Origin of the sequence: Roseicyclus persicicus (assembly GCF_012395815.1) — a bacterium.
GTDB classification, from domain to species: Bacteria; Pseudomonadota; Alphaproteobacteria; order Rhodobacterales; family Rhodobacteraceae; genus Roseicyclus; species Roseicyclus persicicus.
Genome location: NZ_JAAZQQ010000004.1, coordinates 287,760 through 303,106, shown reverse-complemented (window position 1 = coordinate 303,106; position 15,347 = coordinate 287,760). Strand labels below are relative to the sequence as shown.

15 protein-coding genes are annotated in these 15,347 nt (G+C 73.4%); 9 read left to right on the top strand and 6 right to left on the bottom strand.

Going from position 1 to position 15,347, the window contains the following annotated elements:
- Positions 1–42: 42 nt before the first annotated feature.
- Both HCU73_RS13640 and HCU73_RS13635 read left to right on the top strand, forming a co-directional pair.
- On the top strand, positions 43–1,557 hold the full coding sequence (locus tag HCU73_RS13640; RefSeq protein WP_168624008.1) for a class I adenylate-forming enzyme family protein: 1,515 nt from the start codon (positions 43–45) through the stop codon (positions 1,555–1,557).
- Positions 1,554–2,357, top strand: coding sequence for a 3-hydroxybutyrate dehydrogenase (locus HCU73_RS13635; protein WP_168624007.1), 804 nt, complete (start codon positions 1,554–1,556; stop codon positions 2,355–2,357). Before HCU73_RS13640 ends, HCU73_RS13635 begins: the two co-directional genes overlap by 4 nt.
- 7 nt (positions 2,358–2,364) lie before the next feature.
- Here the strand turns inward: HCU73_RS13635 and HCU73_RS13630 are convergent, their stop codons facing one another.
- A complete protein-coding gene (locus tag HCU73_RS13630; RefSeq protein ID WP_168624006.1) occupies positions 2,365–3,576 on the bottom strand; it encodes a TIGR03862 family flavoprotein in 1,212 nt (403 codons plus the stop codon).
- On the opposite strand from HCU73_RS13630, the gene HCU73_RS13625 reads away from it, so the two are divergent.
- Positions 3,575–3,880 carry an HNH endonuclease gene (locus HCU73_RS13625; RefSeq protein ID WP_168624005.1) on the top strand — a complete coding sequence of 102 codons (306 nt, stop codon included), beginning with the start codon at positions 3,575–3,577 and terminating at the stop codon, positions 3,878–3,880. The two genes, HCU73_RS13630 and HCU73_RS13625, sit on opposite strands and share 2 nt — an antisense overlap.
- Here the strand turns inward: HCU73_RS13625 and HCU73_RS13620 are convergent.
- Together HCU73_RS13620 and HCU73_RS13615 are read right to left on the bottom strand one after the other, a co-directional pair.
- On the bottom strand, positions 3,877–4,503 hold the full coding sequence (locus tag HCU73_RS13620) for an enoyl-CoA hydratase/isomerase family protein (protein WP_168624004.1): 627 nt from the start codon (positions 4,501–4,503) through the stop codon (positions 3,877–3,879). The two genes, HCU73_RS13625 and HCU73_RS13620, sit on opposite strands and share 4 nt — an antisense overlap.
- Entirely contained in the window at positions 4,500–5,258 is a 759-nt protein-coding gene (locus HCU73_RS13615; protein ID WP_168624003.1) for an SDR family oxidoreductase, read from the bottom strand. The genes HCU73_RS13620 and HCU73_RS13615 overlap by 4 nt, the downstream gene beginning before the upstream one ends.
- Before the next feature lie 168 nt (positions 5,259–5,426).
- On the opposite strand from HCU73_RS13615, the gene HCU73_RS13610 reads away from it, so the two are divergent.
- The 5 genes from HCU73_RS13610 to lpxK all read left to right on the top strand — a co-directional run bounded on the left by HCU73_RS13610 (position 5,427) and on the right by lpxK (position 11,823).
- On the top strand, positions 5,427–6,923 hold the full coding sequence (locus HCU73_RS13610) for a DUF2125 domain-containing protein (RefSeq protein ID WP_168624002.1): 1,497 nt from the start codon (positions 5,427–5,429) through the stop codon (positions 6,921–6,923).
- A gap of 121 nt (positions 6,924–7,044) precedes the next feature.
- Positions 7,045–8,391 carry a TldD/PmbA family protein gene (locus tag HCU73_RS13605; protein WP_168624001.1) on the top strand — a complete coding sequence of 449 codons (1,347 nt, stop codon included), beginning with the start codon at positions 7,045–7,047 and terminating at the stop codon, positions 8,389–8,391.
- Positions 8,378–9,163 (top strand): 3'(2'),5'-bisphosphate nucleotidase CysQ, encoded by a 786-nt coding sequence (locus HCU73_RS13600; RefSeq protein WP_168624000.1) that lies wholly within the window; start codon positions 8,378–8,380, stop codon positions 9,161–9,163. The genes HCU73_RS13605 and HCU73_RS13600 overlap by 14 nt, the downstream gene beginning before the upstream one ends.
- Positions 9,164–9,532: 369 nt before the next feature.
- Positions 9,533–10,828 (top strand): 3-deoxy-D-manno-octulosonic acid transferase, encoded by a 1,296-nt coding sequence (locus HCU73_RS13595; protein WP_168623999.1) that lies wholly within the window; start codon positions 9,533–9,535, stop codon positions 10,826–10,828.
- The gene (gene lpxK / locus HCU73_RS13590) at positions 10,828–11,823 is read left to right on the top strand and encodes a tetraacyldisaccharide 4'-kinase (protein ID WP_168623998.1); all 996 of its coding nucleotides are present in this window, start codon (positions 10,828–10,830) and stop codon (positions 11,821–11,823) included. The genes HCU73_RS13595 and lpxK overlap by 1 nt, the downstream gene beginning before the upstream one ends.
- Here lpxK and HCU73_RS13585 read toward each other — a convergent pair.
- From HCU73_RS13585 to HCU73_RS13575, 3 genes are read right to left on the bottom strand one after another with little or no spacing between them, the layout of a single operon-like run.
- Positions 11,820–12,956, bottom strand: coding sequence for a CaiB/BaiF CoA transferase family protein (locus HCU73_RS13585; protein WP_168623997.1), 1,137 nt, complete (start codon positions 12,954–12,956; stop codon positions 11,820–11,822). The two genes, lpxK and HCU73_RS13585, sit on opposite strands and share 4 nt — an antisense overlap.
- On the bottom strand, positions 12,953–13,624 hold the full coding sequence (locus HCU73_RS13580) for a DsbA family protein (RefSeq protein ID WP_168623996.1): 672 nt from the start codon (positions 13,622–13,624) through the stop codon (positions 12,953–12,955). Before HCU73_RS13580 ends, HCU73_RS13585 begins: the two co-directional genes overlap by 4 nt.
- Before the next feature lie 15 nt (positions 13,625–13,639).
- Entirely contained in the window at positions 13,640–14,170 is a 531-nt protein-coding gene (locus HCU73_RS13575; protein ID WP_168623995.1) for a DUF721 domain-containing protein, read from the bottom strand.
- Between the two features lie 82 nt (positions 14,171–14,252).
- Between HCU73_RS13575 and mutY the strand changes: the two genes are divergently transcribed.
- On the top strand, positions 14,253–15,326 hold the full coding sequence (mutY, locus tag HCU73_RS13570; protein ID WP_168623994.1) for an A/G-specific adenine glycosylase: 1,074 nt from the start codon (positions 14,253–14,255) through the stop codon (positions 15,324–15,326).
- The last annotated feature ends 21 nt before the right edge of the window (positions 15,327–15,347 follow it).

Genomic DNA, 15,347 nt, shown 5'->3' with positions numbered 1-15,347 from the left:
GCGCGCGCGGAACACTCGGGGCAGGAGAGGAGAGGCCACGCCATGAACATCGCCCATTGGCTCGCCCGCACGGCCCAGGTCGCCGGCGACGGCCCCGCGATCCTGATGGGCGGCGAGGTGGTGGAGAGCTACGCGCGTTTCCACGCCCGCGCCGGTGCGCTGGCCCGGTCGCTGGCGGCGGATGGCCTCGCCCCCGGCGACCGCGTGGCGATCTTTTCCAGGAACTGCCCCGACTACCTCGTGGCGATGTTCGGCATCTGGGCCGCCGGCGCCGTCGCCGTCCCGATCAACGCCAAGCTGCACCCGAAGGAGGCGGCGTTCATCCTGCACGACAGCGGCGCGGCCCGCGTCTTCACCAGCGCCGACCTGACCGCAGCCCTCGCAGCGGAAACCGGCCTCCCGATGACCGCGCTGCACTCCGATGCCTTCGCCGCCCTCACCACCGGCGCGCCCCTGCCCGTGGCCGACCGGCAGGCCACCGATCTCGCCTGGCTCTTCTACACCTCGGGCACCACCGGCAAGCCCAAGGGCGTGCAGATCACCCACGGCATGATCGCCGCCACCTCCACCTGCTACCCCATCGAAGTCGACCCCGTGTCGCCCGCCGACGCCGCCCTTTACGCCGCGCCCATGAGCCACGGCGCGGGCCTTTACGCCGCGATCCACGTTCGCATGGGCGCCCGCCACATGGTCCCGCCCTCGGGCGGCTTCGACCCGGCCGAGGTGCTGGCGCTGTCGGCCGACCACGGCCCGACCTCCATGTTCATGGCCCCCACCATGGTCCGCCGCCTGACCGATACGGCCAGGGCCACCGGCCAGCGGGGCGACGGGATCAAGACCATCGTCTACGGCGGCGGCCCGATGTACCGTGCCGACATCGAGGAGGCGGTGGACTGGTTCGGGCCGCGCTTCGTCCAGATCTACGGGCAGGGCGAATGCCCGATGGCGATCACCGCGCTGTCCCGCGCCGACGTGGCCGACCGAAGCCACCCGCGCTGGCGCGAGCGTCTCGCCTCGGTCGGCCGCGCGCAATCCCTCGTCGAGGTCGCCATCGGCGACGCCGAGGCCCGCCCGCTGCCCCCCGGCGAGATCGGCGAGATCATGGTGCGCGGCGCGCCCGTCATGCCTGGCTACTGGCGGAACCCCGGGGCGACCGCCAAGGCACTCAAGGACGGCTGGCTGATGACCGGCGATGTCGGCCATCTGGATGCCGACGGCTACCTGACGCTGGCCGACCGCTCCAAGGACGTGATCATCTCGGGCGGCACCAACATCTACCCCCGCGAGGTGGAGGAGGTGCTGTTGACCCATCCTGCGGTCCACGAGGTGTCGGTCGTCGGCCGCCCCTCGGAGGAATGGGGCGAGGATGTCGTCGCCTTCGTCGTCGCCACCCCTGGGCAGACCCTCGACCCCGCCACGCTCGACGCCCACTGCCTGTCGCAGATCGCCCGGTTCAAGCGGCCAAAGGCCTACTACCCGCTGCCGGACCTGCCCAAGAACAACTACGGCAAGGTGCTCAAGACCGAGCTCCGCAAGCTGCTGGAGGACATGACATGACCGACCTCACCGGCAAGACCGCGCTTGTCACCGGCTCCGTGCAGGGCATCGGGCTGGCCATTGCCGAGGCCTTCGCCCGCGCCGGCGCCCGCATCGCCGTCCACGGCCTCGCCGGCGACGCCCAGATCGAGGAGGTCTGCACGCATCTCCGCCGCATCGGCAGCCCGCAGGCCGAATTCTTCCCCGGCAACCTGCAGAACCCCGACCGCATCGCCGAGCTGATGGCCGCCGTCGCCGCCTGGGGCGGGGCCGACATCCTGGTCAACAACGCCGGCATCCAGCACACCGCGCCGCTCAAGGACATGCCCCGCGATGCGTGGGACCGGATCATCGCCATCAACCTGTCGGCCGCCTTCCACACCATGCAGGCCGCGCTGCCCGTCATGGCGGCGCGGGGATATGGCCGCGTCATCAACATCGCCTCGGTCCACGGCCTCGTCGCGTCGAAGGACAAGGCGCCCTACGTCGCCGCCAAGCACGGCCTGATCGGCCTGTCCAAGGTCGCCGCCCTCGAATACGCCGCCGCCGGCGACCGGGCGAAGGGCGGTGTCACCGTCAACTGCCTCTGCCCCGGCTGGACCGAGACCGCCATCCTGACCCCCCAGATCGAGGCCCGCGCCGCCGCCCATGGCGGCGACCGCGCCGCTGGCATCGCCGACCTGCTGTCGGAAAAGCAACCCTCCCGCCGCATGTCGGACCCCGCGGAGATCGGCGCGCTGGCCCTGTGGCTCTGCGCCCCGGTGGCCCACAACGTGACCGGCACCGCGATCCCGGTGGACGGGGGCTGGACGGCGCAGTAGCGCGCCCTCAGCGTCCCCAGCCGGCCGCGTGCCGCCCGGCCCACAGCCCCGTCGCCAGGCAGCCGGTGATCAGGTAGCCGCCCGTCGGCGCCTCCCAGTCCAGCATCTCGCCCGCCACGAACACGCCCGGCAGCGCGCGCAGCATCAGGCCCTCGTCCACGGCGGCCCGCGTCACGCCGCCCGCGGTGGAGATCGCCTCGTCCATCGGCCGCGGCCCCGCTTGGCGCAGCTCCAGCCCCTTGATCAGCCGCGCCAGCGCCGCCTCCTCGGGCAGGGGCCGGCCGAATTCCTGCAGCAGCGCCCGCTTCACCGGGTCGAGCTTCAGCGCCTTGTCCAAGTGCTGCGCCAGCGTCCGCTTCCTCGGACGCTCGGCCAGCCGCCGCGCCACCTCCGCCTCGGTCAGATCGGGCAGGAGGTCCACCACCAGCGGCGCCCCGTCGCGCACGTCTGCGGCGACGGCGTAGATGCCCCCGCCCTCGACGCCCCGAGCCGAGACCACGAACTCCCCGCGATGCCAGCCGCCGGCCGCGTCGCGCAGGGCGACCCCCTTCACCGGCTGGCCGAAGACCGGGCGCATGTGCGGCGACCAGTCCACGACGAACCCCATGTTCGCCGGCCGGAACGGCGCCACCTCGACGCCGCGCGCGGCCAGCAGCCCCGCCCAGGCCCCGTCCGAGCCCAGCCGCGCCCAGCTGGAGCCCCCCAGCGCCAGCACCACCACGCGCGGGGCGATCCGCCGCTCCCCCCCGCGCGTGGCGAATACCCAGTCGCCGCCGTCCCAGCCGGTCCAGCGCCATCCGGTGCGGGCCTCCGCGCCGATGCGCCCGAGCCAGGCGCGGAGCAGCGGGCTCGCCTTCATCGCCACCGGGAACACCCGCCCCGACGACCCGGTGAATACCGGCTGGCCCAGCGCCTCGGCCCAGCCTTTCACCTCCTCGGGGCCCATGTCGGCCAGCATCGGCCCGAGCCACCCGGCCGCCGCGCCGTAGCCGGCGACGAACCGCTCGGCCGGCTCGTCCTTGGTCAGGTTCAGGCCCGACTTGCCCGCCATCAGGAATTTCCGCCCCATCGACGGCTTGCCCTCGGCGATCACGACCGCGCGCCCGGCCCGCGCCAGCACCTCGGCCGCCATCAGCCCGGCGGGCCCCGCCCCGATCACCAGCGCGTCGACCGGCTCGCCCTTGCCGCCGCCCGCCCCCGCGCCAATCTCACCGCCCATGGACGACATGCCCCTTTGCCCGCTCTGCGACCGCCCGATCCCGCCCGGCGCGAAGCAGAGCCTGCACCATCTGACGCCCAAGCTCCGCGGCGGCAAGGGCGGGCCCACGGTGCTGCTGCACCAGATCTGTCACAACGAGATCCACGCCACTCTGTCCGAGGCCGAGCTTGCCCGCAGCTACAACACCGTCGCGGCGCTGCGCGCCCATCCGCGGCTGTCGACCTTCCTGGCCTGGGTCGCGAAACGCCCGCCCGACTTCCATTCCAAGACCCCCGGCGCGCGGCGCGGCTGGAAGCGGCGCTAGCGGCCGCCGCACATCTCCTTGATCCGCTGCAGCACCTCGGGCTTGCCGGCCAGCGCGTCGGCGGCGAGGTGGCGGGCCTGGTCCATCAGGTGCTCGGGCAGGGTGATCCGGTCGACCAGGCCGAAGGCATAGGCCTCGTCCGCCGTCAGCTTCTGCCCGCCCATCAGCAGCAGTTTCGCCCGCGCCGGCCCCATCAGCGCCACCAGCCGGCCGGGGTCTGACGGCTGCGGCAGGAAGCCCAGCTTGGCCACCGGGTAGAAGAACCGCGCGTCGGGCACCGCAAGGCGCAGGTCGCAGGCCAGCGCCATCCCGAAGGCCCCGCCCGCCAGCGTCCCGTTCAGCGCCGCGATGGTGAGGCAGGGCAGCGCGGCGATCCCGCCCGACACCTGTTCCCACAGCGGCGAGGTGGCCAGCCCCGCCCGCGCCTCGTCGAGGTCGGCACCGGCGGAAAACACCTTGTCCCCCGCGCCGGTCAGCACCAGCGCCTTGATGTGCGGGTCGACCGTCGCCTCCATCACGATGTCGGTCAGCCGCTCCAGCATCGCGGCGGTCAGCGAATTGGCCTTGTCGGGCCGGTTCAGCGTGACGACCCACAGGTCGCCCTCGCGGTGGCAGTCGATCATGGCCCCACCCCCACCAGCGCGCGCACCTTGGGGTCGCGCAGCGAGATGTCGTCGCCGAGCCACGGGTCCGCCCCCGGCCCGCACATCCAGACCAGCGCCTGCGCGGGCCACTCGGGCGGGATGTGGTCCGTCCACTCCAGCTGGCTCACCGGGTTCACGCCCGAGGCCTTGATCTCTCGCTGCATGTCGGTGGCGACCGTGCCGGGCGACAGGCCCAGCGCCCGGATGCCGCGCTCGCCCAGCTCCTTGTGCAGGCAGGCGGTGAACATCTTGGCCCCCGCCTTGGAAGAGCAATAGGCGCTCCAGGCCTCCAGCGGGTTCACCGCCGCGCCCGAGCTGACGGTGATGATCGTGCCGCCGCCCTGCGCCAGCATCAGCGGCACCGCGGCGCGGGCGCCGTGGAACACGCCCTTGAGGTTGATGTCGATGAGCTGCCCCCACGCCTCGGGGTCGGCGGCCTCGATCCGGGCGATCGGCTCGATCACGCCGGCGTTGTTGATCAGCACGTCGAGCCCGCCGAAGGTGTCCGCCGCGGCGCCCAGCGCCGTCTCGACCTCGCGGTAGCGGGTCACGTTGCAGGGCACCGCCAGCGCCGCCGGCCCGATCTCGCCCGCCAGCGCCGCGATGGCGTCGCCGTCACGCGCCATCAGCACCACGTTCGCGCCCGCGGCGGCAAAGGCCCGCGCCGCCGCCGCGCCGATGCCGCGACTCGCCCCGGTGATCGCCACGGTCTTTCCGCTCAGTGTCGCCGCCATCGCCCCGGCCCTCCCTGCGTCCTGATCCACCTTGCCCCAGTGCTAGCGCCCCGCGCCGCGCGGGGCCAGACCAAAGCCGCCGGGGTCGGGGTATCCCCACTTGACCCAAGGGGGCCGGCCCGCGAACATCCCCGCCATCGCGCGTGCCCAACTCCCCGGAGGGACCCCATGCCCCAGACCACAGCCTTTTCCGTAACCCTGTCCGTGCTCGCCCTGACGGCGGCCACCCCCGCGCTGGCCGTCACGGCCGAGGAGCTCTGGGCGGAGTGGCAGACGCAATCGGCCGCCATGGGCCAGGTCCTGTCGGCCGCCTCGGTCACGCCCGGCGCGGGCAGCCTGACGCTGTCGGGGTTCACCTCCAGCTTCACCGACGGCGAGGTCTCGAGCGTGGGCCGCATCGACGAGATCGTGATGACCGAGAACGCCGACGGCAGCGTCACGATCACCATGTCCGACACCTACGCCTTCACCATCACCTTCGTGCCGGAACCGGGCATTCCGCCGGTGAACCTCGGGCTCAACCTGATCGCCCCCGACCTCGTGATGACCGCCAGCGGCGAGCCCGGCGCGCGGCTCTACGATTACAGCGCGTCCCGCATCACCATCGAGGACGGCCCGATCTCGGGCGGCGACGGCCCGCCGCCCACCATCGACCTGAACATCGGGATCGTGGATTTCGCGGCGACCTACCAGATCGACGGCACCGATCCCGCCAACATCGGCTATGCCAGCACCACGACGATGGGGGGCATTGCCGGGGCCGCCGACATCCTGCCGCCCCCGGACGAGATCGGGCGGATGAAGCTGTCCTTCTCCGTCGGCGCGACCACCGCCTCGGGCGAGGGCCGGCTCGGCAACTTCATGGAGGTCGCCTCCAACCCCGACCTCGTGCCCTCGGGCTTCGACCTCAACGGCGAATTCGTCTATGACAGCGCCCGGATGGAACTGACCTTCGAGCATCCCTCCGACGGCTTCAGCCTGTTCGCCTCGAACGCCGGCGGCAGCCTGTCGGCCACCTTCTCCGAGACCGAGATCGACTACCGCGTCAGCGCCCGGCGCAGCGCGACCTTCTTCGCCGGGCCCGACCTGCCGGTGCCGATCCAGTTCTCGGTCGGCAGCGCCGAGATCGCCTTCGCCTTCCCGCTGGTCGCCGCCGCCGATCCGCAGCCGATCTCGGCCCGCCTCGCCTACCAGGACGTCGCGGTCAGCCCGCAGATCTGGGCGATGGCCGACCCGGCCGGCAACTTCCCCCGCGATCCGGTGACGGTGATCGCCGACCTGACCGGCTCGGTGCAGGTGCTGGCCGACCTGATGACGATGGACCCCGAAGGCATGGGCCCGCCCCCGGCCGAACTGCGCGACCTCACCCTGAACGAGCTGCGCGTCTCGGTCGGCGGCGCGACGCTGACCGGCACCGGCAGCGCCACCTTCGCACCGGGGCCGGTCCCGATGCCGGTCGGCTCGGTCGACCTGCAGCTGGCCGGCGGCCTCGGCCTGATCGACCGCCTGCAGGCCACGGGGATCGTGCCGATCGAGCAGCTGGCCATGGTGCGCGGGATGCTGGGGGCCTTCGCCCGGCCCGGGGCCGCGCCCGACACGCTGGAATCGACCATCGAGTTCACCGAGGGCGGCGGCATCAGCGCCAACGGCGTGCCGCTGCAGTAACGCCCCCCCGAACCCTTGCCGCGCCCCGCCCGCCGACCCGGGCGGGGCGCGGCTTGTCTTGCGCAGGCGCCCCCGCGGCACTAGGTCCGAAGGCACGCCACCCCAGCAGGTCCGAAGCCCCATGACGCAGCCCCTCGCAACCCTGACCGAAGCGGCCCTGGACGCCGCGCGCCGCGCCGGCGCCGAGGCGGCCGACGCCATCGCCATCGACGGCACCTCGCTGTCGATCGGGGTGCGCGCGGGCGCGCTGGAACAGGCCGAGCGGTCCGAGGGGGTCGAGATCGGCCTGCGCGTGCTGGTTGGCCGGCGGCAGGCCTGCGTCTCCGCCTCCGACACCCGGCCCGAGACGCTGCGCGAGATGGCCGAACGCGCCGTCGCCATGGCCCGCCTCGCCCCCGAGGACCCGACCGTGGGCCTGGCCGACCCCGACCAACTGAGCCCTATGCGCGACGGCGCGGGCCTCGACATGTCCGACCCCGCCGCCGACCCCGACCCCGCCGCGCTGGAGGATGCCGCCCGCCGCGCCGAGGCCGCCGCGCTGGCGGTCAAGGGCATCAGCCAGGTGCAATCCGCCACCGCGGGCTTTTCGCGCCGGCGCGTCCATCTGGCCGCGACCAACGGGTTTTCGGGCGGCTACGCGCGGTCCGATCATGGCCTTGGCTGCGTCGCCATCACCGGCGAGGGGCTGGGGATGGAGCGCGACTACTACGGCGACGGCCGCATCCACGCCGCCGACCTGATGGCGCCCGAGGAGGTCGGCCGCCTCGCCGGCGAGCGCACCGTCGCCCGCGCCGGCGCGCGCAAGCCCAAGACGGGCGCCTACCCGGTGATCTACGACGAGCGCATCTCCTCGGGCCTGATCGGCCACCTGCTGGCCGCGACCAACGGCACCGCCGTCGTGCGCGGCGCGTCCTGGGCGCGCGGGCTGATGGGCGAGCAGGTGCTGCCCCGCGGCCTGTCGCTGGTCGAGGACCCGCACCGCCCCCGCACCTCCGGCTCCCGCCCCTTCGACGGCGAGGGGCTGCCGACCGCGCGCCGGCTGCTGGTCGAGGACGGCGTGCTGCAGAGCTGGACGCTCGACCTCGCCACCGGGCGCAAGCTGGGCCTGCCCTCCACCGCCAACGCGAGCCGCGGCATCTCGGCTCCGCCCTCCCCCAGCGCGGGCAACCTCGCGCTGACGCAGGGGGACCAGAGCCTCGACGAGTTGATGCGCGAGATGGGCACCGGCCTTCTGATCACCTCGATGATCGGCGCCTCGATCAACGCGACCACGGGTGACTATTCCCGCGGCGCCTCGGGCTTCTGGGTCGAGAACGGCGAGATCGCCTATCCGGTCAACGAATGCACCGTGGCGGGCAACCTGCGCGACATGCTCCTGACGATCCGCCCCGCCAACGACGCGCGCCCGCACCTCAGCCGGGTCGTCCCCTCGCTCCTCGTGGAAGGGCTCACCCTTGCCGGCGCCTGACCCACGGGAGGACCTCGGGCTGCTGATCGACGCGGCCCGCGGCGCCGGCCGGATCGCGGCGCGTTATTTCCGCGACGAGCCCGAGGTCTGGGACAAGCCCGGCGGCGCCGGCCCCGTGACCGAGGCCGACCTTGCCGTCAACGACATGCTGCGCGACCGGCTGACCGATGCGCGGCCGGGCTACGGCTGGCTGTCCGAGGAAACCCCCGACGACACCGCGCGGCTGGGCAAGGCGCGGGTCTTCGTCATCGACCCGATCGACGGCACGCAGGCCTTCATCGAGGGCTCGTCGTCCTTCGCCCATTCCCTCGCCGTGGTCGAGGAGGGCGAGGTGATCGCCGCCGTCGTCTACCTGCCGATCCGTGGCAAGCTCTACGCCGCGGCGCGCGGCCACGGCGCGACGCTGAACGACACGGCCATCCGCGCCTCGGCCACCCGGCACCTCTACCAGGCCGAGGTGCTGGCGACCAAGCACACCCTCAGCCCCGCGCACTGGCCGCAGGGCGTGCCGCAGGTGACGCGCGCCTACCGCCCGTCGCTGGCCTATCGCATGGCGCTGGTGGGCGAGGGTCGCTTCGACGCGATGGTGACCTTTCGCCAGACCTGGGAATGGGACATCGCCGCGGGCGCGCTGATCATCGCCGAGGCCGGCGGGCGGGCGACCGACGCCACCGGCGCGCCGCTCAGCTTCAACCGGGCCACGCCGCAGGTGCCCGGCGTGCTGGCCGCCGCCGCGGACCTGCACGGCGCGATCCTCAAGGCGCGCGGCTGACGCGGCTCAGGGCTGGGCGGCCGCAGCGACCGGCGCGGCCGCGGCGGGCTGCGCCGACGCCCCGTCGATCAGCAGGAGCGTCAGCAGCGCGACCACGGACACGAGCGAGACAAGGGTGCGGATCATGGCAGGGCCTCCGGGGGCGGATACCTCTCCGGGATACGCCCTTGGGGGCCGTGCGGCGATTGCGGGAAACCCCACCGGCGGGCCTGCGGCGGGTGCGGGTTTCCCCACCGTCCCCGCCCACCTTGACCCCGCCGCCCCGTTGCCTAGGGTGCGCCGCGATCGCCCGCCCGCCCGGCGGCCCGGAAAGGACATGGCCATGACCCATCCCGCCCCCGCCCGCGCCCGCCGCCCAAGGGCCCGCGCATGAGCCGGTCCCTCACGCTCGGCCTCTACCTGGCGTGGTCCGCGGGCCGCGGCCGGCGTTTCGCCGAGCGCAAGCTGGCCGAGCGCGTCGCCGAGGGCAAGGAGGACCCCGCCCGCCTGGACGAGCGCCGCGGCATCGCCGCCCGGCCCCGCCCCGAGGGCAAGCTGATCTGGTTCCACGCCGCCAGCGTGGGCGAGTCGCTGGCCCTCCTCGAGCTGATCCGCCAGCTGCTGGCCGAACGGCGCGACCTCACGATCCTCGTCACCACCGGCACCGTCACCTCGGCCGGGGTGATGGCCGAACGCCTGCCGCCGCGCGCCCTGCACCAGTACGTGCCGCTGGACGCCCGCGCCTTCGTGCGGTCCTTCCTCGACCACTGGCGCCCGGACATCGCGGTCTGGACCGAGAGCGAGCTCTGGCCCAGCCTGATCTGCGAGACGCATTCCCGCGGCATCCCCATGCTGCTCCTCAACGCGCGCATGTCCAAGGCCAGCCACGACCGCTGGCGCTTCCTGCGCGGGATGGTGCGCAGCCTGCTGAACCGCTTCGAGCGGGCGCTGGTGCAGGACGACCTGACCGAGATCTACCTGCGCCGCCTTGGTCTGCCGTCCGACCGGATGGAGGTCACCGGCACGCTCAAGGAAGGCGCCGCCGCCCTGCCCGTGAACAACGCCGAGCTGGAGAGCATGCGCGCCGAGATCGGCGGCCGCCCGGTCTGGGTCGCGGCCTCGACCCATCCGGGCGAGGAGGAGAAGGTGCTGGAGGCCCATCGCCTGGCGATGAAGACGAACCCGCGGCTCCTGCTGATCCTGGTGCCGCGCCACCCCAACCGGGGCGACGAGATCGCCGCGCTGCTGGACGCCGGCGGCTGGGCCTTCACCCGCCGCAGCATCGGCGAGGGGCCCGAGGCCGAGGCGCCGGTCTACCTGGCCGACACCATGGGCGAGCTGGGCCTGTGGTACCGCCTCGCGCCCGTCAGCTTCGTCGGCGGGTCGTGGGAGCCGATCGGCGGCCACAACCCGTTCGAGCCCGCCGCGCTGGGCTCGGCCATCCTGCACGGGCCCTACGTCACCAACTTCGTCGACATCTACCAGCGCCTGACGGAATCGCGGGCCGCGCGCCTCGTCTCGGCCCCGCAGCGGCTGGCCGAGGCGGTGGACGAGCTCCTGTCACCCGACCGCGCCGCGGCGATGGCCCACGCCGCGTGGGAGGTGGTCTCGGCCGGCGCCGACGTGACCGAGCGGGCGAAGACGGTCCTGCTCGCGCGGCTCGACGCGGCCGGGGCGCAGGGCTGATGCGCGCGCCCGGGTTCTGGACGCAGGAGCCGGGGATCCTGTCGGCGCTGCTGTCGCCGCTCGGGGCGCTCTATGCTGGGGCCACCCGGCGGCGGCTGGCACGGGGCCCGCGGGACCGCGTGGGCGTGCCGGTGATCTGCGTCGGCAACCTGAACGCGGGCGGCACCGGCAAGACCCCCACGGTGATCGCGCTGGCCGAGCGGCTGCGCGACCGCGGCATCGCCGCCCACGCGGTGACGCGCGGCCATGGCGGGGCGCTGGAGGGGCCGGTCGCGGTCGACCCCGTCCGGCACCGGGCGGACCAGACCGGCGACGAGGCGCTGCTGCTGGCGGCCTTCCTGCCGACCTGGGTGGCCAAGGACCGCGCGGCGGGCGCGCGGGCGGCGGTGGCCGCGGGGGCGCAGGCGATCCTGCTCGACGACGGGTTCCAGAACCCCGGCCTCGCGCATGACCTGTCGCTGGTGGTGGTGGACGCCCATGTGGGTTTCGGCAACGGCCAGGTGATCCCGGCGGGGCCGCTGCGCGAGCCGGTGGCAGCGGGCCTCGCCCGGGCCGACCTCGTGCTGTCGATCGGTGACGCCGCGGCGCAGGCGCGGTTTGCCGGGCGCTGGGGCGATGCGGTCGGGGTGCCGCATGTGACCGGCGCGCTGGAGCCGTTGCCGACCGGCCTGCCGATCAAGGGGCTGAAGGTGGTGGCCTTCGCCGGGATCGGACGGCCCGAGAAGTTCTTTCAGACGCTCCGCGCGATGGGCGCCGACATCCGCGCGGCCCATGCCCTCAGCGACCACCAGCCGCTGACCGACGCGCTGATGGCGCGGATGCTGCGCGAGGCCAAGGCCATCGGTGCGCAGGTGGTGACGACGGAAAAGGACGCGGTGCGCCTGCCGACCGCGCTCCGGGTGCAGGTGATGACGGTGCCGGTGCGGTTGCGGATTTCGGATTGGGCGGCGGTGGATGCGGCGCTGGACCGGGTGGTCGCGCCGCGCCGACCCTAACGCTCGGACCAGCCGGCGATCCCGTCGTGCTGCCCGAGCGCCGGCCCCGGCCGCTCCAGCGCCACCTCGGCGTCCGAAAACCGGAACGGCGGCCGCACGCCGGGCACGCCGCCCAGCTCGATCCGCATTCCGCGCGCCTGCACCTGCGGGTCGGCGAACACCTCGGCCAGGTCGTTGATCGGCCCCGCCGGCACGCCCTCGGCCTCGCAGGCCGCCAGCAGATCGGCCTTGCCCCAGCCCAGCGTGGCCGCGGTCAGCCGCCGGGTCATCTCGTCCCGGTTGGCAATGCGGTCGGCGTTGCTCAGGAAGGCCGGGTCCGCCGCCATCTCCGCCACCCCGAGGATGCCGCAGAGCCGCCGGTACTGCGCGTCGTTGCCGGTGGCGATGATGATCCAGCCGTCGCGGCAGTCGAACACCTGGTAGGGCGCGAGGTTCTGGTGCGCGTTGCCGATCCGCTGCGGCGCGACGCCCGTGGTCAGGTAGTTCATCGCCTGGTTCGCCATGAAGGCCGTGGCGACGTCCATCAGGCTCATGTCGATGTGCTGGCCCCGGCCGGTCGACTGCCGCAGGTGCAGCGCCGCGAGGATCGCGTTGACGGAATAGAGCCCGGTCAGGATGTCGGTGACCGCCACCCCCACCTTCTGCGGCTGCCCCTCGGGCGCGCCGGTGACGGACATCAGGCCCGACATGCCCTGGATGATGTAATCGTAGCCCGCCCGGTGCGCATAGGGCCCGGTCTGGCCGAAGCCGGTGATCGAACAGTAGACGAGGCCGGGGTTGATCGCCCTCAGGCTGTCGTAATCCAGCCCGTACTTCACCAGCCCGCCGAGCTTGAAGTTCTCGATCACCACGTCCGCGCCGGCGGCCAGGTCGCGCACGCGGGCCTGCCCCTCGGGCGTGCGGAAATCGGCGATGACCGATTTCTTGCCGCGGTTGCAGGCGTGGAAATAGGCGGCGGTCCTGTCGCCCTCTCGCTCGACGAAGGGCGGGCCCCATCGGCGGGTGTCGTCGCCCTCGGGGGCCTCGACCTTGATCACCTCGGCGCCGAGGTCGGCCAGCGTCTGGCCGGCCCAGGGGCCGGCCAGGATGCGCGCGAGTTCCAGGACGCGGACGCCCGTCAGCGGTGCGGTCATTGCGCGGCGGCGATGGCTTCGTCGATGAGCGCCGACATGTCGGCATAGCTCATGTTGGAATGCAGCGTGCCGGCGATGACGAAGGCCGGCGTGCCCGAGATGTCGTGCTCGGCCATGTTCGCCTCGTAGGTGTCGATCATCGCCTGCGCCATGGCGGCGTCGGTCATGCAGGCGTCGAGCTGTTCGTTGGTCAGCCCGGCGATGCGCCCGATCTGGCGCAGGTTCTCGGCCACCTCGGCGGGCGAGCCCTGGGTCCAGTCCGCCTGCCGCTCGTAGATCAGGTCGGAGATGCCGAAGTAGCGCTCGGGCCCGCCGCAGCGGGCGACCATGCCGGCCCAGAGGCCGAAGCGGTCGAAATACACCTCGCGGTAGACGAAGCGGATCAGCCCGGTGTCGATGTAGTCGGCCTTGAGCAGCGGCAGGGTGTTGTCGTGGAAGGTCTTGCAATGCGGGCAGGTGAAGGAGGCGTATTCGATCACCTCGACGGCCGCGTCGGGGTTGCCGAGCACCATCTCGACCACCTCGGGCGCGGGGCCCTCGGCGGTCTGCGCCCGCGCCGGCTGCGGCAGGAGCGGCAGCCGCGCCGCCTGCTCGGGGCGCAGCAGCGCGTAGGTTCCAAGGGCCATGGCGCCGGCACCGGCGCCCATCAACAGGGTCCTGCGATCCATCGTCGGGTCGTCTCCTTAGGTTTCCCGCGGGGTTAACACGTTCCGGGCAAGGCGCGTAAGGGCCTGTTTCAGCCCCTCGTCCTCGACCCCCTCGACCCCTTCCAGCACCCGGGCGAGCCGCGCCGGGTCGGGCTCGGGCCGCGGCGTCAGTGCGGCGGGGCGAAAGGCGACCTGCCCCTCGGCAAAGCCGGTGGGCGCGGTCTGGGTGATGTGCACATGGGCGACGGCGCGGTAGCCGTAGCTGGCGTTCACGCGCTCGGCGATGCGGTCCTTCTGCATCTCGAGCACGGGGGCATGGCCGCCCGTGGTCAGCAGCACCAGCGTCCCGCCGAAGCCCCGGCCCCAGGTGATCTTGACCGGCCGCGCGATCGCCGCGATCTCGGCGCCGACGATCTCGGGCCAGTGGGTCAAGAGCTTGGCCTCGCCGAAGCCGCGCTTTTCCGCCGGCGCCTTCAGCTCGCGCGCCAGCAGCGCGGACGCCGCCTCGAACCCGCGCTTGCGGCGCGCGGGCGGCTCGGGCTGGCGGGGTATGGCGGGGCGTGGCATGGGTTGCTTTCCTGACGTTGCAGGCAATCTATGCCGTAACGCGATGCTAACCAATAACAGGCGGCCGGGGGGCAGATAAACCTTGCGTGACGGGTTTTCCGATCGGGCGCCGGCGGCGGCGCTGCTGCCATGGTACGACCGCCACGCCCGCGCGCTGCCCTGGCGCACCGGCCCCGAGGCGCTGGCCGCGGGCGAACGGCCCGATCCCTACCGCGTCTGGCTGTCCGAGATCATGCTGCAGCAGACGACCGTGGCGGCGGTGAAGGACTACTTCCGCCGCTTCACCGACCGCTGGCCGACCGTCACCGCGCTGGCCGGGGCCGAGGACGCCGCCGTCATGGCCGAATGGGCGGGCCTCGGCTACTACGCCCGCGCCCGGAACCTCCTGAAATGCGCCCGCGCGGTGGCGGCGGACCATGGCGGCGTCTTTCCCGACACCGAGGACGGCCTGCGCGCGCTGCCCGGCATCGGCCCCTACACGGCCGCCGCCGTCGCGGCCATCGCCTTCGACCGCCCGGCGGCGGTGATGGACGGCAACGTGGAGCGCGTGCTGGCGCGGGTGTTCGCCGTGCAGACGCCGCTGCCGGCGGCGAAGCCCGAGCTGCGCGCGCTGGCCGAACGCCTCACGCCCGCCACCCGCCCCGGCTGCTACGCGCAGGCGGTGATGGACCTCGGCGCCACGGTCTGCACGCCGAAATCGCCCGCCTGCGGCATCTGCCCCCTGATGGGGATGTGCCGCGCCCGCGCCCTCGGGATCGCCGCCGAGCTGCCCCGCAAGGCGCCGAAGAAGGCCAAGCCGACGCGGCAGGGCATCGCCTATCTCGTGCGGCGGACGGACGGCGCGGTGCTGCTGGAAACCCGGCCCGACAGCGGCCTTCTCGGCGGAATGCTCGGCTGGCCCGGCACCGTCTGGGCCGAGGACGCGCCGCAGGAGGCGGCCCCGATCGACGCCGCGTGGCATGACCCCGGCCTCGAGGTGCGCCACACCTTCACCCATTTCCACCTGCGCCTCGCGCTCCGCCTCGCCACCGTGCCGCCCGATGCGACACCGGAGCGCGGCGAATTCCATCCCCGCGCCACATTCCGGCCCGCGAGCCTCCCCACCGTCATGCGAAAGGCGTGGGACATCGCGTCAGGCGCCTGGCCCGAGGATTGACGGGCCGCGCGCCCCAAGCGA